This window comes from Periweissella ghanensis, assembly GCF_918814755.1.
GTDB classification, from domain to species: Bacteria; Bacillota; Bacilli; order Lactobacillales; family Lactobacillaceae; genus Periweissella; species Periweissella ghanensis.
Genome location: NZ_CAKKNT010000007.1, coordinates 48,269 through 70,323, shown reverse-complemented (window position 1 = coordinate 70,323; position 22,055 = coordinate 48,269). Strand labels below are relative to the sequence as shown.

Below are 22,055 nucleotides of genomic sequence, written 5' to 3'. Positions count from 1 at the left end.
ATAACAAACGAATTAAAGAAAAATTGGATGGCATGAGTCCGGTTGAATTCCAGAATCATGCCATCCAATTAATCGCTTAAAACATCACTCCAATTTATGGGGGTCAGTTCATTCAGGATTTTTTGTTAATCTAAATAATTTCACTTACGTCGACTAGATACCCAACCACCAACTGCAATAATCGCAACGGTTGCACTAACACCACCAAAAATCCACCCCCATGGGAATGGTTGATTATCAGCAGTCACTGCCTGATGGCGGCCTGACTTGGCAATCGTAATTTCGCGTGTCAAATGCCACTGTTGTTTTGTAAACGCATTTTCAGCATCTATTTTTAAGGTATATTTACCTGGTTGTAAATGCACCCCGGTCGCCAAAACATCCAAATCAAAATTTGAATTAGGGGCAATTTGTAGTTGTGGATATTCCACTTGACTAACAATTTGCTTTTTATCATTCAAAATCGTTGTATTTACAGTACCGTGAAACAAACCTGGGACAGGATTTTGAATGTGGGTGACTAAACTTTCGTGATGACCTGCATGTTCTACTGTCACATTTTGCAGAATAATGTTTGGCTGTACCCGTTTAGTGACATGTAAATCAATCCACATTGATTGTTGCGTTGCTACTCGCTCATTAGCATGTTGGGTTGTAAAATTCCAGCCCCCCATAATTAAACCCACAAATCGTAAATCAACATTACCAATGAATGTTCCCGCCACCGTTGTACGTGCATGGGGTGCTAAAATGATTTCTTTAGAGCCTAAAATTCGAAAACTATTGATAAATTGATACTTCAATGAGCTATCAGCCGTAAAATTTACGTTATTTGTTGGTTTATTTGTTGAAATTTCACCATTCATTTTGGTATATGCATTACCTGTTGATTGATAAATTTTAAGCTTATGATCCGTTAAATTTGTGACAACTACTTGTAATGTTTGTGCTCGTTGTGGCCGAACATTTAATGAAAAATGATTCTGAATTTGAGCAACCTGATTTTTAGGTAAAATAGGTGTTAGTTCAAATTCTGCCGATGCCTGTGCCGCACTAATATGGGTAACTGGTACTAAAACTAGCACACCTAGACAGCTTATGATAAATGCTAATATCCCTTGAAGATCTTTTCGCACCTTTTCTCTCCAATCTGCTAAATACTCTACTAGTTTATAATAGTAATATACTTCTTAGTAAAAGGCTATAAACAAGCACCCATTTTCAAAATTTTTAAACTTCCTTTGTAATAATCTAGAACAAAAAAAATCACATATATGTGATTTTTTTAAATATTATAGATAACATATTTAATCTATACTATAATAAGATATGTGTTTCTCGTCTCTAAGTTAAGAGTCCCCCTCTTTTGTAACTTAATAGATCGAAACGTACTTAATCAATTAGGAAATCGGTTAGCTAAATCGATTTCCCTTGGTACATTCAAGGTGCCCCCACACATTGAATATACAATTATTATACAACAATTATTTTAATTTTAAATGTACATTAAGCTATAAAATTGGACAAAAAATACATAAATTTACTATTTATCATCTATCAAAGGATATCATTTATGCAAACTAATAATGAGAAATTAATAACCATGGCACCTTGGTTACAATATGCATATTCAGAAATTACTAATCTAGATACTCTTACCATTCCGCAGGTACCACATACTTTCAACAAAAAAATTATTAGCATATTAGAAAAAAACTATAACTGTTTAGGGTTGATTACCGAAGATAGCATCTATTTGCTTTGCCATATCGATTCGTATTTCATACTTTCACAATCGTATGCATCAGATGATTGTGAACGTGTGAAAACACCTCATCAACAGCTACAATTTTTACGTAATACTATTTCCTCCGTCTATCCCGATTGTAAAATCAATTTTGTCACATTAAACGTGCTAACACCGCAAATAAACACCTTAACTACTCATCAAAGTCTATCGACTCACGCTACGAATAATGTTTTACGTAACACGCTCATCATGGCCATCACCAATCGAGATGTTACTGCTTGTATGAAAGTTGTTCAACAGATTATGAACTCAAATCAAGCGTATCAATTCTTTCAACAAACCGGTAAAATTTCTTCCAATGTTCGGCCCGATTATCTAATCGTCTCCCTTATTGCTATTTTAACGCAACTTGCAATCTCAGCTAGCTTAAATGCCAACTATGTTTACAATCTTAGTGACAGTTACCTACAAAGAATTCCTGTTACAGACGTTCCTTATGAGGGCATAGTTCAAGAATTTATTAGTGACTTATTGGATGCACCTGAACGTACTTACCGAGCACCCGTTTCATTATTTATGTATCTCGTGCAACAAAAAATATTTGAAAAAATCGTTATCAGTGAAATTGCTGATCAAATTGGCATCAGCTCCCCCCAATTACGGCGGTTGATTAAGGAAGCGTTGAATACGACACCATTAGATTACATCAATAAACAAAAAATTATGATGGCTTGTTCAATACTGTCCACCGAGCACAATATCAAAATTTTTGAAATCGCTGAACGGCTTCATTATTATGATACGAGCCATTTCACACGGGAGTTTGTTAAATACACTAAAATCACCCCTAAAGAGTTTCAACAATTTTCTAATTTTTAGCTATTTATCCAAAATTAAACCATCTACCTACAACGAGATTGCCGCAAAACTCGCTAATATTTAAAAATACGACAACCCTCCTGAAGAAAAAACTTCCGAAGAGTTGTCGTATTTTATTGTATTATTCGCTCACACTTCCGCTTCTAATTCCTTTGCAGTACTTAAATAATAGTGGCGCCCAGTTGCTGTTGTCTCTTGTTCAGCAACTAAACGCAACACCTGTGCTTTAATAAGAATCGTTTTAGTACGCCCGATTCCTAACAATAAATCACATAATTCAAGCGCCCAAAGATAGTCTTGTTCAGTAATTGCTTTTTGAAGAGCACTCTCTACTTTGCTAGCACCACCAATCAAATTAATCATCTTAGTTGCAGCAGCATCTGTTGGTAAACTATGTAAATTAGTTGGATTACCGTCAAACCAACCCACATAGGCAGCAAAGATTGCGCGAACTGACCATTCAACGGTCCCATAGATTTCAGCAAGGTATGGTAAGTTTTTGAATTTTTCTGGTAAATGAACTGTTTCAACCACTTCTTGCACGGGTAGTCCTTGATCAATTGCCAATAAAGTTTGATTGAAAATTGAACTTAAAGCATCCCGGTAATTAGATAAGGTCTTTTTAACGTCTTTAGCCCCGATTAAAGGTTCTAAATGCCCTGGCAAAACATATTGGGCATCATATGAGACTAATAAATCTAAACTTTTCAACCAGTTACCAATATCACGATATTGGCCACCACGAATTGGTGCAAGGTTTGGAAAGCAGCCATAGTAATTATCACCACAACATAAAACTTGTTGATCAGGTAGCCAAATGTAGCCCATATCACCATTCTCACCTGGTGCAGTTGCTAATTGCATTAAAACACCATCAATCGTGCGTGCAGAAACACCATTCGCAATGAACTCGGTTGGTTGTAATGGTTCATACCCGCGCAAGCCAACCATGTGACCTTCGAGTTTTCCAATCCCCATTGTTAATGCTTCCGCATTCGAAAGGTGATATCCCATCTGGTAAGCACCACGATCATTTAACGCATGATTAATTGCATTAATTGAAGTTAATGGGGTGTCTTGGTTATTAAATGCAAAAATATTTTCAACCGTTTCTTTAAATGTTGACGCCCCCCCACGATGGTCAGGATGGCCATGGGTGTAAATAATTGTTTTTACTGGTTTTGTTGTTTCTTTTTGTAAATCATGAAGTAATTGTGCCGAGGCATCTGGTGACTCCAACGTATCAATTAAAATCACAGATGTTTGGCCTTCAATTGCAATTACATTACTAGTTCCATAACCACTAAAGAAATAAACGTCGTCTCCAATTTTTTTCATTTGGGGTTTAATATTAATTGTCGCAAAGTCGGTTAACAATTCCGCACCGTTTTCAACTAACATGTGTGATCCTCATTTCAATAAATTTATTATTATAATAATATCCTATAATTAAAGAAATGTATAACATATTTTATATAATTGATTGTAAATTTTTGTTTACTTTGTTTCAATTTACTTTAAATAAAATTTATATTCAAGAAACAATAAGCATCTTTTTTAATTCAAAAGATTATAAAATTGAATATTAATGGCTATTCTTAATAAAAACGCATCCTTTTTTATTAAGAATAAATCACACAAAGCTATCTACAATACATTACATAAATCTTATAGTTTTTCGTCATGTCAGCTGCTGTAATTACTTAATTAGCTACTTCAGGTTATTTGGAAAAATAAACTTCATTTGCTCATTATTAATGGCCAGCTTCGCATTAAACGTTTTACCTGTTTTACTCTTAAACCCTGTTATCAACTGGGTTTCCTTACCTTGCATTAATGCTTGTAAGGCTGCGAGTGGTAACGTTTTACCACTCCAACGTTTAGGCAGCGTAAAACTACAGCCACCATCTTTACTATAGTTACTACAGCCATAAAATTTTCCTTTATCAATAATCGTACCCGCTTGGCACCGTGGGCATTGGCCAATTGTTTTAACTTGCTGGGTGCCATTTTCTTTTTTATACACGGTAATTTGTTGCTGTAAAATTGTATCTTTAGCTAAACGCTCCGGTGTATTAGCAATTATTTGTTCCACGAAATGTTTGATTTGATTTAAAAAATTTTCCGGGGTTCGGGTTTGCTGACTAATTTGTTGTAATGCAACTTCCCACTTTGCCGTCATTTCTGGACTTACTAATAATGGTTGTGAAGCCACAGCTTGACATAAAATTTTACCACTCGGACTAACCGTTAAATTATTTTTATCAACTGTTAGATACTTTTTATTTTTAAGCTTGTCTATAATATTAGCCCGCGTAGCTTCGGTACCAATACCTTCAGCTTCTTTTAATATCGCCTGTTCTTGTGCATCATCAAGGCGGCGCCCCGCTGTCTTCATAGCCGTAATTAAGGTCCCTTCCGTTAGTAATGCAGGGGGCTCAGTAAATTTCTCAAGCTTAACAACATCCGCATCAACGTAGGCACCTAGTGGTAATTTAGGCAACTGTACTTCGCCTTTTTTATCCTTTTTGTCATCACCAAACAACTTACGCCACCCCACATTAGTTTCAATTTTACCAACGCTTTTGAACTGTGCTTGTGCAATTTTAAAAGTAATTGTTGTCTCATCAAAAGCATATAGTTCAGCAAACATCGCCACGGTTGTCCGTAATACTAACATATACAATTGTTGTTCTAGCCGCCCCAAACTAGCAAACTTTTTTTGCGTTGGCGTGATTCGGGTCACAATAATTGCATGGTGTTCTTGAACTTTATGATCATTAACATAGCGACTTTGAGGTTGCATATTCGGGGTTAAAATATTGGTTTGTAAAAATTCTTTGTATTGCACAAGGTGTTCACCTAAATACTTGAATTCTTGTTGCGTTATGAAGTTACTATCGGTCCGTGGATAGGTCAATAATTTTGCTTCATACAAATTTTGGACGGCTGCCAAGGTGGCACTCGCACTTGCTTTAAATAATCGGTTGGCTTGACTTTGTAGACTTGATAATGAAAATAACCGTGGACTCGGGATCGTTTTTGGGGTTGTCGTTACATCGATTACCTCACCGTATTGTTTGCCGATTGATAATTGCTTACTGTCAAGAAATGTCTGTAATTTATCATCGCCAAAAAATTTTTGTTCGGGATCTAGCTTAGCTATAAATGTTTGTTTAGTTTTAGTAGTTATCTTAGCTTCAACTTGTAAATATCGTTCTGGATTAAAATTTTCAATCTCTTCTTGCCGTTCATGAACGAGCTCTAAGGTTGGGGTTTGCACACGACCAATTGAAAAGGTCCCATCAATACCATATTGCCGTAATAACAACGTATATAACGGACTAGCATTCATTCCTACTAACCAATCACTAATTTCGCGCGTTTGTGCTTCGAGATACTTGGGATAAAAATCACTCCCGGGTTTAAGAGTGGTAAAACCTGCGCGGATGGCGTCTGTTTCCAAACTATTAATCCATAATCGTTGGATATTTGTATTATGAAAATTAACCTGGGCATGTTTCATAATTGACCAAGCAATGTTTTCACCTTCGCGATCCGCATCGGTTGCCACAATAATTGTTCGTGCTTGCTTAAGTAGCCCTTTAACAATTTTAAATTGCGCCTGCTTATCCTTAGGAACCGTATATTTATAAGTTTCGGGGAAAATTGGTAAATTATTCAAGGACCATCGTTTATATTTTTCATCGTACTTATCAGGGGTTACTAGTTCAACTAGATGACCAAAACCATAAGTAACAATTGTATTAGGGGCTAAAATTGGATCATTTACCGTGTAATACCCCGGATGTTTAGTGGCTGAAGCAAAGCTATCAACATACGCTTTAGCTTGACTAGGCTTTTCAGCTAGAATTACAGTTGTCATTTTCGTACTCCAAAATAATCTTTTGTTCGCTTTAAAAATCCATATAATATAGATTTTGTATTATACCATCATACCAGATTTTGAACATTTTCCAAACACTTGTTCTGGCACCGTGATTTTTATTTAACCCTCGCAATCAAAGGGATGCAGGTTAATATTACGGATAAATTTTAAAAATGCCTTAAATACAAAAATAACCATCTTGAAGAAAATTCTTCAAGATGGTTATTTTGTATATACCAATTTCTAAAATACGTAGACTGGTAAAGCAACTGAAAATTGGCTACCTTGGCCAATTTTTGATTGGACTGAAATTTTACCACCAAGTTTTTCAACTAAGTTTTTAGTAATAAATAACCCCAGGCCATGGCCACCAGTAGCTTGATTACGTGATTTTTCAACACGGTAAGTTCGATTAAAGATTTTACCCAACTCATCATTTGGGATCCCTTGGCCTTCATCAGCCACCGTCATGCTAACCATGTCATTTTCAACCTTCACCCCAATTTGAATCGGCGTCCCACTTTGCGAATACTTTAGACTATTTTCAATTACATTATACAAAATACGATAAACCGCATCTTCATTAGCCTTAATTGCCGGGGCTGCTTCCAATCCTGAAATCATAATTTCACGTTGATCGTGATCAATACGCGGTTTAAATGCATTTAATACTTTGATTAAAACATCATCAACCATCACTTCACCCGTAGTGATTTCATTATTGTCACTTTCGTTATCGATAGTTACTTGCATCAACTCATCGGCTAAAACCGTAATCCGTTGAGCATTTTCAGAAACTGCTTGTAAGTAATGTTGTTTTTCTTCATCACTTAAAATATCATCTGATAATGCTTGGCCAATGGCAATTAAAGATGCGACCGGTGTTTTAATATCATGCGATAAGTTACCAATCATTTCGTTTTTTTCTTTTTCACTTTGTTTAAGTTCTTCAACTTGTTGCGTGATTTGATCAACCATCGTATTATAGTCTTTCGTTAAAGCAGCCAATTCGGTAGCAAATGGATATTTTTTTAGTGTTGTGTAGTGGCCAGCCGCATTTTGTTGACTAGCCTTTTGTAAGTTCATAATCGTATCCAATAACGGCTTAATAACAAAGTAATTGATAATGGCAAACAGCATTGTTGAGATAAGTGCCGTTGACATCACATAACTTGCCGTGCGTGCATCAATATACATTAACTTTAGAAAAATGGTCGTTCCAATCGCGATACTAATCAAAATACCAGCATAAATTAAGCCGAGTAGTTGTTTTAATTTCATGCGCTAACCTCCAATTTATAGCCAATACCCCACACCGTTTTGATAATTGGCATCCCTGCTCCTGTTCCAAATTGATTTAATTTTTCACGTAACCGGTGTACATACACATTAACCGTATTCATATCATCCATAAACTCTGATTCCCATACTAAATGCAATAATTCAGATTTAGAAAATACCTTATCTGGTTCTTTTGCAAGCGTCCAAAGTAGCGTAAATTCCTTACTAGTTAATTCAATTGGCTCTTCATTAATACTTGCCGAATAGCGGTCGTGATCAATGACCAAGTTACCAAATTGCATTTTTTGGGAGGCCTCGGGGTATACACGCCGAAGAATATTTTTAACCCGTAAAACTAACTCCAATGGATTAAATGGTTTAGTTAAGTAATCATCGGCCCCAAGGGTTAATGAGTATAATTTATCCTGATTGGCACTCTTAGCAGAAATAAAAATAAACGTCATTTTTTCATATTTTTCAAGCACTTCTAAAATGAATTCATAACCATCCATTTCTGGCATCATAATATCTGTAATCACCAAATCAATGGTTTGATTATCTAAAATTTGCAACGCCATTACTGCATCAGTGGCTTGAAAAACCCCATAGCCCTCTTTTTCTAAATATTTTTTTGCAATTTCGATGATCATCTTTTCATCATCAACAAGTAAAATGTTTTTTGCCATTTGTCGTCCCTCCAGGATATTTAATGATTTTAGTCTATGTATACGAAAAAATGCACGAGTCAAAGGCTGACATCGTACTTTTTTCGTTTTGATGAGAATGGTGTATGGGGTCATCCTCGTTAAATGCTATTGATTAAATTGTATAGGTATAGTGTATAAGAGTTTTGCTACATCATCAATTCTTGATTACGTTTTGGCTTAAATTTTGTAAGTAATTTAAATACACGGTAATGGTTCGCTGATTTAAAGAACACAATTAAGAGAATGGCAACCAACATTTGAATTGGATAGATGTAAATCATATTTGACAACCAGTAGTTGGTATTCATGAAGACGGCCCCTACCAAAGCGCCCTTCGTGAGTACCCCAAAAATCAAACCTAAGCCAACGCAGACTTCACCAAGTGGAATCAAAATATTAAATACTGGGACCATATGACCAACTACATTGACAACGAATGCTTGATACCAGGCGGGAATACCATTACTAGTTTGGTGAATGGAGTTAACTAAACCAAAGATATCAAAGTGGGCTTGAAATTTGAACAAACCTTGTTGCAACCATGATAGTCCTAATAAGATTCGTACAATTGAGAAGACAATATTGCTAGCTTTCTGCATAGATTTTCCTACTTTCAATTAATTACTTGACGTCAGCAGCTCCGAAAGTAACGTGGGCTTCATCACAGTGGATAAGAACTTGTTTGAAATCACTGATGTTAGTGCCAGCTGGTACTTTGATCTTTTGGTTAGCGTCAGTCAAGCTGATCTTACCAAGGTTGATGGCACCGTTATCAACTGAACCATCTTTTGAAAGGTAGATGTGTAAGTCAGGACCAGCAACTGTTTTGAAGTTTGAAAGGTCGATTTCGTTACCATTAACAGTTACATCACCAGAAACTTGCTTACCATTTTGGCCCTTGAATGAACCTGATAATGTAGTAGCCGTATCAGTAGTTGTTGCTGAGTCGTCAGCAGCTGCGTTGTAAGTTGCGTGACCAAACAATGCGTGGGCCTTGTCACAGTAAATTAAGACATCACTGTACTTTTTAACATCAGTTCCTTTTAAACTAAATGTTTGGGTCTTTTTCGTTAATGAAATTGGTGCTAAATCAACCCCAGTTTTTGGATCAGTCCCCTTAGCTAAGTAAACGTGCAAGTCAGGACCAGCAGCTGTACTAAAATCAGTCAAAGTTAACTTGCCATCTTTGATTGAAACGTTTCCTGAAACCTTCATCTTATTGTCACCCTTAAGTGAACCAGTAAATGAAGCAGTGTCAACTGTCTTAGTCATTGAGCTAGCTGCATCGCTACTTTTTGATGATGAAGATGATTTGGCGGCGTTACTTCCACATGCGGCAAGTAAGATCCCGGCAGCTCCGACGGCGATTAAAGTTCCAATTAATTTAGATTTTTTCATGATGCATTCTCCTTGAGATGTAATTAAATTTGTTTTGCTGTTAAGCTATGTATCCATCTTACCAACCATTTCTTAACAAACTATTACACCCTACTTTAATAACTATTAATCGTTAATTTTTTTTCGTAATTGCGAGCTTTATTGATAATTATCTCCTGCTAATCGTTGATTTAAAGGTATTCTTCGCCGTAAATTAATTGCAGGATTTAATAAAAAAACACTTAGAAAAGTTATTTTCTAAGTGTTTTTGCTAATATTTGTTATTTTTCAGGACGCCTATTCACTAATCAAATCATAATGAACACGGTTTAATGATGCACAATTTTACTTGCTCGATAATAAAAATAACCCGTCCAATAGCCATTGATACATGTTGCCACTATGATTACATAACACTGTAGGCTAATCGTTGTGGTCCGTAATTCATTAATGATTATTAAGACTCCTAAAACGGTTATCAATGCCATCGTTGTGCCTAATGCATTGAAAATTACTTTTGCTTGCATACCTCGCCCCCAATTAGTAGCTCTCGGATGAATGCTAGAAGTTATTGAAAATTACTTGTCCTCATTATAGCTGAATTATGTTGAAAATGTAAAAGAATGGTATTAAACATGTATCGTTATCTGCCATACGTTCATTCTAAGCAGGCCTATAGCATAAAATCCACGCCTTAATATCAATGACTGATTCATTGATATTAAGGCGTGGATTTTGATTACTTATTAATGCTATGGTTTTAGATTAATTATCTGGGCCGCATAATCAATATCGCGTTGTTGTGCACGCGTGCGATAAGTAGCCATAATTAGATTGTGTAACGGAATCGTCTCTTGTGGATTAACGAGATCGTTTGATTTCATATCAAGCTGGGTCGCATTATACGTATAGCCAATTTTAGGGCTTAAATTATAATACCCAACTTTAAGTGGTCCATTTTCAACATGCATAATTGAAAAACTTTCTTCATGCGCAATCGCAGTTATTTTCTCATTCGAAAGCGACATGTAGCTTTCAAGCATCGCTCCTAGTTGGCGATAATTAAATGTCATGCCTTGATATGTGATTGGTTGCCACTTTTCATCAGGAGTTAGCAACGCTAATTCTTTGGTATTGGCATTAAAAATTTTACTAAAGGCGGTGGTTAATTGCTTATTTTGCGAAGCTTTGAGATAAATAAAGCCCCGTTTAGGGTGTGCTACGTTGGTATCAACAAAAATCACTGGTTGCCCGTTATGAATGGTCATGATATATAAATGATCAGCATTTTTAGCCGTTGCATCAGTCGCATCTGAATAAACTGCCACCACATTATAGTTATACTTATCTGTACCATCTTTACTAATGCCTAGTTTTATCTGGCCACCATTATAAATTAAGTTACGTTTACTGAAGGTTTGAGGGAAACTGTAACCTAAATAATTACTCCCGGCAACTCCTGGAAAATAACGTAAAAAATGGCGGCGTGGTTTATACGTTTTTTGCCATTCTTTAATAAATTGATCAAGGGCTAACGCTTGTCGATTACTCCAAACAACCGTTGGCATGGGCTGTTGTTTGGCAATCTGGGCCGTCATAACATGCCGCTTGGCAGTATTTGTGGCGTGTTCTTGCCCCATTGATTGAGCACAACCAGCTAACAACGCACCAACAACTATAATTAATCCGCCAAGTATTTTTCGTTTGTTCATTCAATTACTCCCGCTTTTAATACATTCCTCTATTTTAGCGTTATTCAATACCCAATATCAATTAAAAATCAATATAAATCCTAAATGATCGACTTAACGCCTTTTCACACATTTAAAAATTAATTTTATCTAAAGTTTTACAAAAAAACATTAATATATTATGATATAGTTATTAAATTAATAACTGGAGAATTATCATGATTATACTTTCATCGTTGATTGCTTTATATGTTGCTCGTAAATTTCGGAGCATTCATAACTATTTTAAAGGTAAACCTACTACGGCTTGTCCGCTACGTAAGCGTCCTAATACCAAAAAGTTTTAAATATCGTCTATTTAAGATCAATTGACTAAAATACACATTTAAACAGTTTATATGGAAATTATGTAATTTAAAGGATTACTATGGGAAAAGATAATTTAAATCGGCCACTATTAATGTTTTTACATTTACTAAATAATGAAGCCATTTATCAAGATGAATGGGTAACCCAGTTTGATATTAGTACGCGCTCAGCTCAACGAGACTTTACTGATATCCAAGCAGCAATTCAAAATACACATGTGCCATTTATAGTTACCAATAGTAATAAAAAAATCACATTAACACACACTGAGCATATTAAGAGTGAACATATCTTAATTCTCAATAAATTGCTCTTTGCGTCACGCGCTTTTAATAAGAAAGAAATTTTTGAAATTAGCCAAAGTTTAAATAAACTAACCTCACCTGTTGTTGCCAAGGAATTACAATATACATTAACTAGTGAGGCGCTTGCATACCAACCAATCTCGCATGCAGTTGATATCTTATCATTAATCTGGCAACTCAATCACTGGATTTTTCAAAATCAAGCGATTAAATTCAATTTTAAAACTAGTCATAAAGAGATGATTGAAGTTCATGGTTTACCAATTAATCTAATCTTTGACGATGCTTATTTTTATGTAATTATTTATGGGCATCAAGAGCACTCGGCTAAAACAACCTCTACAATTACCCCCTACCGGATTGATTGGCTTAGCAATCTTAACCCTACCAAACAAAAGATTATTCCACCACATGCCCTTAATCAAAAAATCGAAACCAACTTACGTAACGCGAATTACTTAAACAATAATTCTGCTTTTACGAAGCTTGAGTTTGATTTTTGGGGGAATTTAGAAAATGCCCTCGATAAATTTCCTGGTTCTAAATTCACTCAAAAAAATAATGATGGTTCAATTCATATTAGTGTGCCCTCAGTTAATCGAGTTAGCGCGAAAATGTGGTTATTGAGTCAAGGAAAAACGGCACGGGTAACTTTCCCACCGAGTCTACGGCACGAAATTAAAACTGAACTTTTAGCTATGCTTGAACAATATTAACGCTAAATAAGCCCATCCAAACGCTAAACTTGCGTCTTGATGGGCTTATTTTTTAAATTAAAATTCTTCAAAAGCGATGGTATTTGCATCCGCCAGTATCGTTTTTAAAGGTGTCAATAACTGCTCTAATGAAAAACTATAAGAAGCACGATGTTTGGCAAACTCTTCAAATAACGGTACTAATACTTGATCACAAAATTCCCATGGATCCGTATATGTATAAAGTGCATTGGCTAAACGACCATGTGTATCACTTATCAATTCAGTGATAATCTGGCGGGCTTCGCGTGGTAAGACCAAATACTCCCGTGCTAAGTTAATAAATTGTTCTGCCAAAACCTTAATTACAAATTCGGCATCTGTTAAGGTGAACTGTTCAAGGGAACTTGTGATATTAACATGCCGCTCATTTGTTTTCTTAATTTCGCGATATAAGATGTCAGCATTAACACGCCCTTTGAATAAAATGTCAATGTCAGCCATATCAATATAATCAACGTCTGGTAGTTTTTTCATGATTTGATATTTCAGTTCAGCTGCGACTGGCGATAATTTGTTCACACCAAAGGTTTGCTTTAAAATTTCAATATTTTCTGGTTGATCTAGTAAATTAAACAGCATTTCCGGATTCTTAAATAAACTAGTATTTAAACCTAATCGTTTAGCTTCCGCATTTAAAATTGCTCTGACAAAAGCCAATCCATTAATTTTCAATCCTAAATAGGTCGCATTTAGCAAGGCTTTTTCGATTGAAGTACCATACCACTGACTGATAACATACGCCACAGCTACACTAATCGACATATTCTTTTTAGCTTCAATTGTATCGGTCTTTGCATTATATTTAATGGCATCTACATTCCCATTTAAGGCAATGTGGAGAACTTGATCAAATGAAAATAACCCTTTACGAATAATATGTTGGGCAACTGTCGGATCAGTTATGGTTGGAATATCACCCTGCTTAATTCTTTCAGTCATTAAGGCCACTGCTAAGGCATATTGATCTGCGGGAACTTCAATTTGCATTAACGCTCCATTGGAATCCCAATAACGGAACTGTCCTTCATCAAAGGCTGCTTCAATCGCATCATGCGCACTGGGATGATAGCTACCTGAAACGACATTTAGACAATTATCTTTACCATCTACACCAATTTGTTCAAAAGTTGTTATTTCACTTGGATGCTCTTTAAAGAAAATAAGTTGTTCATCATCTTGGGTGCGATTTAGAACTTTAACTGTAATTAATCCATTTTTATCTAAACTAACTTCCAACTCACACTCATCTGCAAGCTCGCCTAGAGGAATATCGGTTAATTGAATACTTCCTAGTGACTGTAAGTTGTCACTACCTTGTAACAGGTTCAACGGTGTCAACCTATTCTTATCAATCGGAATCGTTGGCGCAATGTTTGGAATAACCGTATTATCTTTAACTAGTTTAACAAAGCTACCATTATTATGTTCAAGAATAATTGATAATGGTGTTACATCAACTGAGGTAACATCTTTAAACATATTATTTAAAATCGCTGATTGGATCGTGGTCCCTTTTAAAGCCATCACTTCGTCATCAATAACCTCAACGCTCACGTCAGCAATCGTACTCATGGCTTCTTTAATGACCGGAACCTGACTTCCTCCACCCGCTAAAATAATATTATCAATTTCTTCCACTAAATAACCGGAGTCTTTAAGGAGTACCGCAATTAGGTCTTTAATTTCATGAACTAACGGTGCAACTAAAATATTAAAATGCTCACGAGTCAAAGTTACATCAATATCTAATGATGTATCACCATCATTAACAACCGCCACAACTTTAATTTGAGTGGCCTCTTTGGTCGAAAGTTCAATCTTCGCATTTTCCACCACAATGGCTAGGCGTTTCATAATACTGCTATTATTTGATAAATCAATCGCATGTTGTTGATAAAAATCTTGCACAAGCCATGTCATAATGCTTTTATCAAAATCATCACTCCCAATTTGATTACTACCGTTTGCTGCGATGACTTCGACAATTCCATTGTTGATTTCAATTAATGATGCATCGTACATTCCCGCCCCAATATTGCAAAAAATATTAAGTTCATTAACCTTAAATTCCTTTTGAGACGCGTATGCTAATCCCACAGCGGTTGTTTCATTAATTAAATTAATTGTTTTAAAGCCTGCTAACTTGGCCGCATGCTCCATGGCTTCCCGTTGACGATCATTAAACATTACTGGCACCGTAATCACAACTTCAGCAATCGTTTCCCCAAACGAATTTTCAGCTGAATGCTTCAATTCACCTAATACTAAGGCCGTAACCTCAGTAGCTGTATAAAAAACACCATCAATTAATACCCGATAATTATCTTCTCCCAAATGGCGTTTGATTGATTTAATTACATGGCGATTTGTTAATGCGTACTTAGGTACTTGATTACCAATCAATGGGTGATTACCTAATGCCACCCGTGAAGAAATCACGCTTTCTTTCTTACTATTTAGTATTACTTTAGGGCCGTCTTGCGTATAGACTGCAACCCCTGAATCATATGTTCCAAAATCAATTCCAATCAGCATAAATCATCCCCATTTATATGTATCCTTAATATAATTCTTTAAGGTTATCATTCTTCTTCTAAGTATTTATATCTTAATAAAATATGTGTTACTATATTCTAAATAAATTAGCCGACAGTATATGTCACCTTAGCGTAAATTTTAAATTATATTGGGAATCCACATTTTACTTTGTTCTATTTTACTCTTATTTAATTTAATAAACATTAATTATTTTTCACTATAATTAATTTTTAGAAATTGATTATATTATAATATTCAACATACTAATAACGATATGCTTAGTTGCATATTTCGATTGCGAGGTATTCACAATATGACTACTGGCGATTCAAAACGCCTCCTTGATTTACTATTAAAACTATTAGCAGGTGAAAAAATTGGCCGTGATGCTTGGCTTGAAAGTAATCATTTAAAATTACGGACCGTGCAAAACGATTTTAAAGATATTGCAATTGCCATCGGTGATGACAATCCACGCTACGCGGTCGTTCGTGCCAATAAGACGATTGCCATCACCCGAAAAGCTGCCATTAACGAAAAGCATATTCTAGCTATTTGTAAAATTTTGCTTGCCTCACGGGCCTTTACCAAGCTTGAAAAAGATGCGTTAATTACTAGCATGCTAGCTTTAGGTGCAGCTGAAAATACTCAATTGATTAAGCATAGCTTGGCTAATGAAACCAATGACTACAAACCTGTCCATCATGGTAAAAATCTGCTGGATTTAATTTGGCAATTTAATACTTGGATTGAAGCGCGCCAAGTATTATCTTTTGATTACGAACGAATGGACCATACAAATAAGGCCGATACTGCCCTACCAATTGGCTTATTTTTTGATACGTATTATTTTTATATTATCATGCAGCGTGAGCAAGCTGGTAAAAATTTCCAAGCCTTTTACCGCATTGATCGCTTTAATAATATTCGTACTAATAACCGTGTCAAAATTAGTCACCCCGCCAGTCTCAACACGCTAGAGGAAAATAAGATTCGTAAAACTAATAATCTTATGCAGTTAGGGCATAGTACTCCGATTGAATTTGATTTTACCGGTAATCCGGAAGCGGCCTTAGATAAATTCCCCGATGCCCAAATAACCGATAAAAAAGTTACTAACGGTGTCCATATTAAAATTCCTAACGCTAATCAAAATGGCGCAATGATGTGGTTTTTAAGTCAAGGTCATCGAGTAAAAGTTACTAGTCCCGTCTCACTAGTCAACGCGATTCAAACTGAAATCGCAATGATGCGTGCTTTATATTAACCCCGTGCTTCAATAGTTTGCTATCTTTAAAACATATCAAAAGCCCCTGAAGCAATTCTTCAAGGGGCTTTTATCTATCGTTTTTTGATATTATCCGCCTATCAGTCCTTTTTCATCACTTTATAATTCTTGAGCTAGCAATTGATACAAGCGTACACGTGAATCAATAGCGGCTAACAAATCCGTTTGAAACTCCTTAATCCCAGTAAAGGGAGTTATTTTATTAAAGAAAACTTGGCGATACTGATATGCAGCACCGTTATCAGTTGTTTGCCAATCACTTGAATACAACGCAAAGACCGCTTGCACTGGCCGGACAATACCTCGTAAGTGTGCAGGGATAAACTTAGAACTAACTTGCGTACTATAAGCCGTCAACTGTTCAATATCTGATTTACGATGTTTACTGCCTAAAATATTTTTCAATGGTTTATATTTAGCATCCAAAATGATATTACCCATAAATTGTTTAGTATCATTTTGATAAATATCAATTCGAATGTCGGGTTTATTTTTATGGGCATCAATTACAATTGGACAAGTCTCATCAGTATCGGCAATGTTTTTGCCAATTTGTTGATTAAAAGTTAACCTTAACAGCACATTATCCCGAATCAACATCACAAACGTATTTTCTTGTAAAGTTGGTATTTGCGGTTGTAACCCTTGGTGATCATATAACCAACCACCAATTTGTTGGTAACCAGCGGCCATCAATAATTTAATTGTTTTAATGTACGTCCACATTTCATACAAATGCGCTGTTCGTTTCCAATAATATTGATTCTGAGCAGGTAACTGTGCCTGATTATGCAACGCTAAGTACTGTTGATAAATTAAATTGTAGCGGGCCGATAAAATTAATGCCTTGGGTAAATCAAACGAACGTTGACTTGGTAAGTTGGCAAAGATTTCATCTTGCAAAAACATCGTAAAAGATTGTTGCATTTGGTGCAATGCTGTCAATTGGCCAACGATATCAGCTTGTTGTTGTTGATACTTATCGCGCTGAAATTCAAACTCGCTCACTGCTAATTTATTAGCATACTGGGTTACTTGTTCAAATTCGGCCCTTTCTTGCTTCGCCAACGTGGTCAAATATTGGATCCCTTGTTGAGTAAAGCGGGCAAATTCACTCACAATCGCTTTTAACCACCGATTTTCAGGGATGTCATACGCTAGATACCGGTTTGGTGCATACGTCATCCCCGCATGTGGTGGCTTTTGACTCATCTTTTGTAATCCCTGATTATCAGTAATCTTTGCCCGTCCGCTCGGTAACCATGTATACCGCTTATCAATTTGATATTTAGCTGTTTGCCGTAGTTGCCCAATTGTTTGTTGTAATTTCGCTTGATTAGCAATAAACATTTGTAATTTCACATAAAAATCAGGATTACTTTGATTGGTCTTTGGGATATCACGTTTACGCCGCACATTATCGCGTGCTAATCCAGTTGCAAATGCTTCAATTTCTTCGCGCATCTTAGCTAATTCATCAAAGTCCAAATTTTGCGGGGTAATTTGAAAATAAGCATAGTATTTATGGCCATTAGTAACAACCACTAACGTATAATAACCCGGTCTTAATGGGACCGTTTGTTCCGGCACATCAAGCATATCAACTGTGTCCTTACTATGTTTAAATACCCCAATGGCTCCGTGATTGGGCGTAAAGTACGTTGTTTCACCATCAATTTGACCACCTAAATCATATTCCGCCAAATCCTCAATATATAAACGTGCTGCATCATCAGTACTAGTAAATGTCAAAATCAACTGTTGGGCTTCACGAAACCATGGGATCCGATCCTTAGCTTCCGGGAGCTCAAGAACATCGTGATTAAAGAAGGTTAATTGTTCCTGACGACGATACGATTGGAGCGTAATTTTAAATGGTAAATCCATAAACTTGTAACTCCCTTGCTTTACAATGTATTACTTCGCGGGCTTTAGTAAACGGTGATGCGGTTGCATATTCATCAAAAATTTTAATTAATTGTCCCTCGTTTGTTTCATCACCAACTAAATCTTTTAATGACGCTTGTGATCCTTTGACTTTGGTTAAGACCCGTTGTACGATTTGACGATCCAAAGCCTCCGTACGGGCTAAATATTGATTATCCACAGCAATGTTAGTCAAATAATCATTAATTTGATTAACAATCCGCCAACCAATACCGAGATTTTTATCCGCTTTATTTAAAGCTTCATGTAATTGCCACAAGAACCCTTTTTCAGCATTTGATAGCGCATAATTTGGCGTTAAGTTTTGCATAGCCCGATAATCAGCCATTGTATAGCTGTTAGTCACTGATTTAACTGGCGTAGAGCCACTCAATGTATCTGTTTCATTAAACGGTACCATATCAAGGGTAATTACATTGGCCCGATCAAGCACTTTATCCGAGAACTGATATGTTGATTCATCAGTATTTACCGTACCAACAAATAAAACATTGGCACCAATTTTTACTTGAGCTGGATACTGTGCACTATTATTTAAATTATTTGCCAATTGCGAATTATATAACGTTATCGCCCGTTCATCACTATCCATTTCAAGGACCGATAAGAATTGTGAGAAATAGTGTTCTACTCGGGCTAAGTTCATTTCATCAAACACGACAATATAAATATCATCGGGGTTTTGATTAGCTGCAATCAATGTATCAACTAATCCACTATCACCTGGTCGGTATGTATGATTAACAATATCAGCATAGCCTAATAAATCGGCATCATCCGCCCAAAATGGCCGCACCGGAATAAATTTAACTTGGGGTATCGACGCTGGTGTTTGATTGATTTTTAAAGCCTCAGCATACGTTGCCACCAATTTAGATTTTCCTGTTCCACTCAAACCAGCTAAAATAACCATCCCATCACTTTTCATCGCTGTATGGAAATTAACTAAATCAGCTTGGCGATAAAATAAGTTACGTTGGTTCCACGCAATTTCAATAAACCGATCAACAAACTCCTTTTCAGTATGATTAATGCCGGTAGTTGCCGGAATTGATGGCGTACTACTTACTTTAATGACTGGTGTTTTCACCGCAGTTACTGGTGTCAGTGTTGTTGTGCCGGTTGCGTTTACGTGTGGCTTTTCAGGTACCACAACACTTGCAAGGGCTGCAGCATCAAATAAACCTTGGGCAAATAGTGGTTGACCAAGATTAATACGATCATCTTCACTCATTGCAATATCCGTTTTGCTTGGTTGATAACTTACCAAATCCCCCTTATTGTGGCTTTCTTTTAAAAACGAACTTGGCATAAATAATACATCATTTAATTCATAGCTCAAGTCCAACCATTCATCGTTAATCGTATATTTTTTTAAGCTTGTCGTTGAGAAACTAATATTACCACTGTTGTCAACGGCTTGACCAGTTATTGGTGAATAGAAGGTAAAGTGATCTTCATCTTGTTTCCACACGATTCCATGCGGCGTATCTTCAATATTTGATGACCAAGGATTACGAAGTTTACCTAATTTTTTATTTTCAAAAATGTAACTTTCAAAATCGCTTTGGTTATTCACAAAAGCACTATTATCAGGGCCAAAAACAGGTAATGGTAATAATAAATCATTGCGATTAAAACTCGCATTTTTACGTAATAACTTAACTAGTTTCTTCCCTTGAAAAAAGGTCCGGCCCATACTAGGATTGTAACTAACATATGGTTGTACAATGATCAAGAATTTCTCAAGGAATTCATAAATAGCATTAATCCGATTCATTTGTGAGTCGTATTCCCGATCTTCAAATATAAATGAATCAAAGTTATTTACATAAACTTGGATTTTATCTGGTATATCACTTGGGCTAACGCTATTGGGAAAAACCGAAACCGGCTGCATGTAAATATAGGCATGATTATCGCTCCCAATATTAATGTCTTCTTTAGCCTCTAAGTAGCCAACGATTTGATAGTTTTGCATACCATTGATAAGTGTCATGATTGTATTTCTCCTATTTTTTGTTTAGTTAGTTAATAAATTAGGTAATTCATCGCGCTTAACTGTAATTTGAACATCCTGTAATGCATTCATAATCATATTACGCGTATGCCGAGTAACATATTCCGTTGCTAACCATATTTCTTGCATATCAAATTCCGTAATGAGTTTTAACAGCTCCTTGACGTCCGTTTCGGGATTATAAAGCTTAATAAAGGTTGCTTGGGGGGTAAAGTCGGTTGGTAACGTCTTAATTTCAGCAACTAAGACGACCCGACGCATTGCTTTGGCTTTTTGTTGTTCAGCTTTTAATGCTTGGCGGGCTTGTGTTTCGTTTTTAGCCTCTTCAAACTGTTTAGCCTGATCTTTTAAGGCTGCTTTGACCGTCTTTAACTCAGCTTCTAACTGTGCATTTTGTTCTTCAAGGCGCTTAATTTGTTGATTAAATGAGTTATTCAAATTATCAATTTTAGTTCTTTCTTGCTCTTTGATTTTTTCAACCTTCACGGTTAGTTCTTTAGCAGCGCGTTGCTTAGTAGTATTAATCTGATTGTTTAATTTTTTGACTTGCGCTTTTAAAAGCTTATTTTCATTGATTAAAGCCGGCTCTTCTGACGCCTTTACCTTAGCAATTGATTTTTTAGTCGGTGCAACCGCTACTTCATTTTGCTTATGCTCCGCCAACATTGCCTCGACTTCGTTAGTAAATAGCTTAAGGTCATAATTTTCAAACATCTGGCGAATATTATCATCACCTATATTAGTTAAAACCGGCCCTAAGAAGCGAATTGTCGTATATTTACTATCAGCAATCGCTTGTTTTAAACTTTCAACACTCGTAATATCCGCCACATCTAATTTTTTATCAATAAAAGTTGGAAAATTGAGTAAAATATAGTCTAAATTTTTATCACTTAAATTTTTGAGAACCTTTGGGGGCACCCACATAACGCCCCCGCGCTTGATCAACATATTACTGGACTTTTGCGGTAATTTTTTGAAGATCCGTTCCACTGTATTACTATCAAGGCTAGCTAAAACATATCTGATCAAGTGTTTAGTATTTATATTCATGATTTACAACCTCATTTTCTATTAAATTATTCTTATTTTAACATTATTTAATAACGATTAAATAATACATTAACTAAGATACGTATAAAATCAAATATTATTCAATTATTTTAACTTGTTAATGCGTAATATATTTGCGTTTTATGTGATGGTGATTAATTTCATTAAAAAAGCTGACCATTTTTGATCAGCTCTTTTCCATC

At 35.8% G+C, this 22,055-nt stretch carries 16 protein-coding genes; 3 read left to right on the top strand and 13 right to left on the bottom strand.

Annotated features, from left to right (window positions below):
- Positions 1–140: 140 nt before the first annotated feature.
- The gene (locus LQZ76_RS03920; protein WP_230098460.1) at positions 141–1,136 is read right to left on the bottom strand and encodes a WxL protein peptidoglycan domain-containing protein; all 996 of its coding nucleotides are present in this window, start codon (positions 1,134–1,136) and stop codon (positions 141–143) included.
- A 467-nt stretch (positions 1,137–1,603) separates the two neighbouring features.
- Between LQZ76_RS03920 and LQZ76_RS03915 the strand changes: the two genes are divergently transcribed.
- Positions 1,604–2,629, top strand: coding sequence for a helix-turn-helix domain-containing protein (locus tag LQZ76_RS03915; protein WP_230098459.1), 1,026 nt, complete (start codon positions 1,604–1,606; stop codon positions 2,627–2,629).
- Between the two features lie 129 nt (positions 2,630–2,758).
- Here the strand turns inward: LQZ76_RS03915 and LQZ76_RS03910 are convergent, their stop codons facing one another.
- From LQZ76_RS03910 to LQZ76_RS03875, 8 genes are all read right to left on the bottom strand, one after another.
- On the bottom strand, positions 2,759–4,030 hold the full coding sequence (locus LQZ76_RS03910; RefSeq protein ID WP_230098458.1) for an alkyl/aryl-sulfatase: 1,272 nt from the start codon (positions 4,028–4,030) through the stop codon (positions 2,759–2,761).
- A 310-nt stretch (positions 4,031–4,340) separates the two neighbouring features.
- Positions 4,341–6,515, bottom strand: a complete 2,175-nt coding sequence (locus LQZ76_RS03905; RefSeq protein ID WP_230098457.1) for a type IA DNA topoisomerase — start codon at positions 6,513–6,515, stop codon at positions 4,341–4,343.
- A gap of 246 nt (positions 6,516–6,761) precedes the next feature.
- Positions 6,762–7,799: a sensor histidine kinase gene (locus tag LQZ76_RS03900; RefSeq protein WP_230098456.1), complete on the bottom strand. Its 1,038-nt coding sequence runs from the start codon at positions 7,797–7,799 to the stop codon at positions 6,762–6,764.
- Positions 7,796–8,485: a response regulator transcription factor gene (locus LQZ76_RS03895; RefSeq protein WP_230098455.1), complete on the bottom strand. Its 690-nt coding sequence runs from the start codon at positions 8,483–8,485 to the stop codon at positions 7,796–7,798. Before LQZ76_RS03895 ends, LQZ76_RS03900 begins: the two co-directional genes overlap by 4 nt.
- Positions 8,486–8,652: 167 nt before the next feature.
- Positions 8,653–9,105 (bottom strand): DoxX family membrane protein, encoded by a 453-nt coding sequence (locus LQZ76_RS03890; protein ID WP_230098454.1) that lies wholly within the window; start codon positions 9,103–9,105, stop codon positions 8,653–8,655.
- Between the two features lie 22 nt (positions 9,106–9,127).
- Entirely contained in the window at positions 9,128–9,904 is a 777-nt protein-coding gene (locus tag LQZ76_RS03885) for a DM13 domain-containing protein (RefSeq protein ID WP_230098453.1), read from the bottom strand.
- 308 nt (positions 9,905–10,212) lie between these two features.
- Entirely contained in the window at positions 10,213–10,410 is a 198-nt protein-coding gene (locus LQZ76_RS03880) for a hypothetical protein (protein ID WP_230098452.1), read from the bottom strand.
- Positions 10,411–10,635: 225 nt separating this feature from the next.
- Positions 10,636–11,595 carry a DUF4767 domain-containing protein gene (locus tag LQZ76_RS03875; RefSeq protein ID WP_230098451.1) on the bottom strand — a complete coding sequence of 320 codons (960 nt, stop codon included), beginning with the start codon at positions 11,593–11,595 and terminating at the stop codon, positions 10,636–10,638.
- A 406-nt stretch (positions 11,596–12,001) separates the two neighbouring features.
- On the opposite strand from LQZ76_RS03875, the gene LQZ76_RS03870 reads away from it, so the two are divergent.
- Positions 12,002–12,964, top strand: a complete 963-nt coding sequence (locus tag LQZ76_RS03870) for a helix-turn-helix transcriptional regulator (RefSeq protein WP_230098450.1) — start codon at positions 12,002–12,004, stop codon at positions 12,962–12,964.
- A gap of 57 nt (positions 12,965–13,021) precedes the next feature.
- On the opposite strand, the gene LQZ76_RS03865 is transcribed toward LQZ76_RS03870, so the two are convergent.
- Positions 13,022–15,541 (bottom strand): Hsp70 family protein, encoded by a 2,520-nt coding sequence (locus LQZ76_RS03865; RefSeq protein WP_230098449.1) that lies wholly within the window; start codon positions 15,539–15,541, stop codon positions 13,022–13,024.
- 316 nt (positions 15,542–15,857) lie between these two features.
- Here LQZ76_RS03865 and LQZ76_RS03860 point away from each other — a divergent pair, with 316 nt between their 5' ends.
- Positions 15,858–16,811, top strand: coding sequence for a WYL domain-containing protein (locus LQZ76_RS03860; protein WP_230098448.1), 954 nt, complete (start codon positions 15,858–15,860; stop codon positions 16,809–16,811).
- Between the two features lie 120 nt (positions 16,812–16,931).
- Here LQZ76_RS03860 and LQZ76_RS03855 read toward each other — a convergent pair whose 3' ends face one another.
- Genes LQZ76_RS03855 through LQZ76_RS03845 form a run of 3 tightly spaced genes read right to left on the bottom strand, consistent with a single transcriptional unit; the run spans position 16,932 to position 21,852 of the window.
- On the bottom strand, positions 16,932–18,719 hold the full coding sequence (locus LQZ76_RS03855; RefSeq protein ID WP_230098447.1) for a DUF2357 domain-containing protein: 1,788 nt from the start codon (positions 18,717–18,719) through the stop codon (positions 16,932–16,934).
- A complete protein-coding gene (locus LQZ76_RS03850; protein ID WP_230098446.1) occupies positions 18,703–20,778 on the bottom strand; it encodes an McrB family protein in 2,076 nt (691 codons plus the stop codon). Before LQZ76_RS03850 ends, LQZ76_RS03855 begins: the two co-directional genes overlap by 17 nt.
- A 24-nt stretch (positions 20,779–20,802) precedes the next feature.
- Positions 20,803–21,852 (bottom strand): hypothetical protein, encoded by a 1,050-nt coding sequence (locus LQZ76_RS03845; RefSeq protein WP_230098445.1) that lies wholly within the window; start codon positions 21,850–21,852, stop codon positions 20,803–20,805.
- Between the last annotated feature and the right edge of the window lie 203 nt (positions 21,853–22,055).

Bases quoted from the DNA above. Each gene is read 5' to 3' on its own strand.
- LQZ76_RS03915 (WP_230098459.1), top strand. From the start codon at position 1,604: ATGGCACCTTGGTTACAATATGCATATTCAGAAATTACTAATCTAGAT.
- LQZ76_RS03910 (WP_230098458.1), bottom strand. From the start codon at position 4,030: ATGTTAGTTGAAAACGGTGCGGAATTGTTAACCGACTTTGCGACAATT.
- LQZ76_RS03905 (WP_230098457.1), bottom strand. From the start codon at position 6,515: ATGACAACTGTAATTCTAGCTGAAAAGCCTAGTCAAGCTAAAGCGTAT.
- LQZ76_RS03900 (WP_230098456.1), bottom strand. From the start codon at position 7,799: ATGAAATTAAAACAACTACTCGGCTTAATTTATGCTGGTATTTTGATT.
- LQZ76_RS03895 (WP_230098455.1), bottom strand. From the start codon at position 8,485: ATGGCAAAAAACATTTTACTTGTTGATGATGAAAAGATGATCATCGAA.
- LQZ76_RS03890 (WP_230098454.1), bottom strand. From the start codon at position 9,105: ATGCAGAAAGCTAGCAATATTGTCTTCTCAATTGTACGAATCTTATTA.
- LQZ76_RS03885 (WP_230098453.1), bottom strand. From the start codon at position 9,904: ATGAAAAAATCTAAATTAATTGGAACTTTAATCGCCGTCGGAGCTGCC.
- LQZ76_RS03880 (WP_230098452.1), bottom strand. From the start codon at position 10,410: ATGCAAGCAAAAGTAATTTTCAATGCATTAGGCACAACGATGGCATTG.
- LQZ76_RS03875 (WP_230098451.1), bottom strand. From the start codon at position 11,595: ATGAACAAACGAAAAATACTTGGCGGATTAATTATAGTTGTTGGTGCG.
- LQZ76_RS03870 (WP_230098450.1), top strand. From the start codon at position 12,002: ATGGGAAAAGATAATTTAAATCGGCCACTATTAATGTTTTTACATTTA.
- LQZ76_RS03865 (WP_230098449.1), bottom strand. From the start codon at position 15,541: ATGCTGATTGGAATTGATTTTGGAACATATGATTCAGGGGTTGCAGTC.
- LQZ76_RS03860 (WP_230098448.1), top strand. From the start codon at position 15,858: ATGACTACTGGCGATTCAAAACGCCTCCTTGATTTACTATTAAAACTA.
- LQZ76_RS03855 (WP_230098447.1), bottom strand. From the start codon at position 18,719: ATGGATTTACCATTTAAAATTACGCTCCAATCGTATCGTCGTCAGGAA.
- LQZ76_RS03850 (WP_230098446.1), bottom strand. From the start codon at position 20,778: ATGACACTTATCAATGGTATGCAAAACTATCAAATCGTTGGCTACTTA.
- LQZ76_RS03845 (WP_230098445.1), bottom strand. From the start codon at position 21,852: ATGAATATAAATACTAAACACTTGATCAGATATGTTTTAGCTAGCCTT.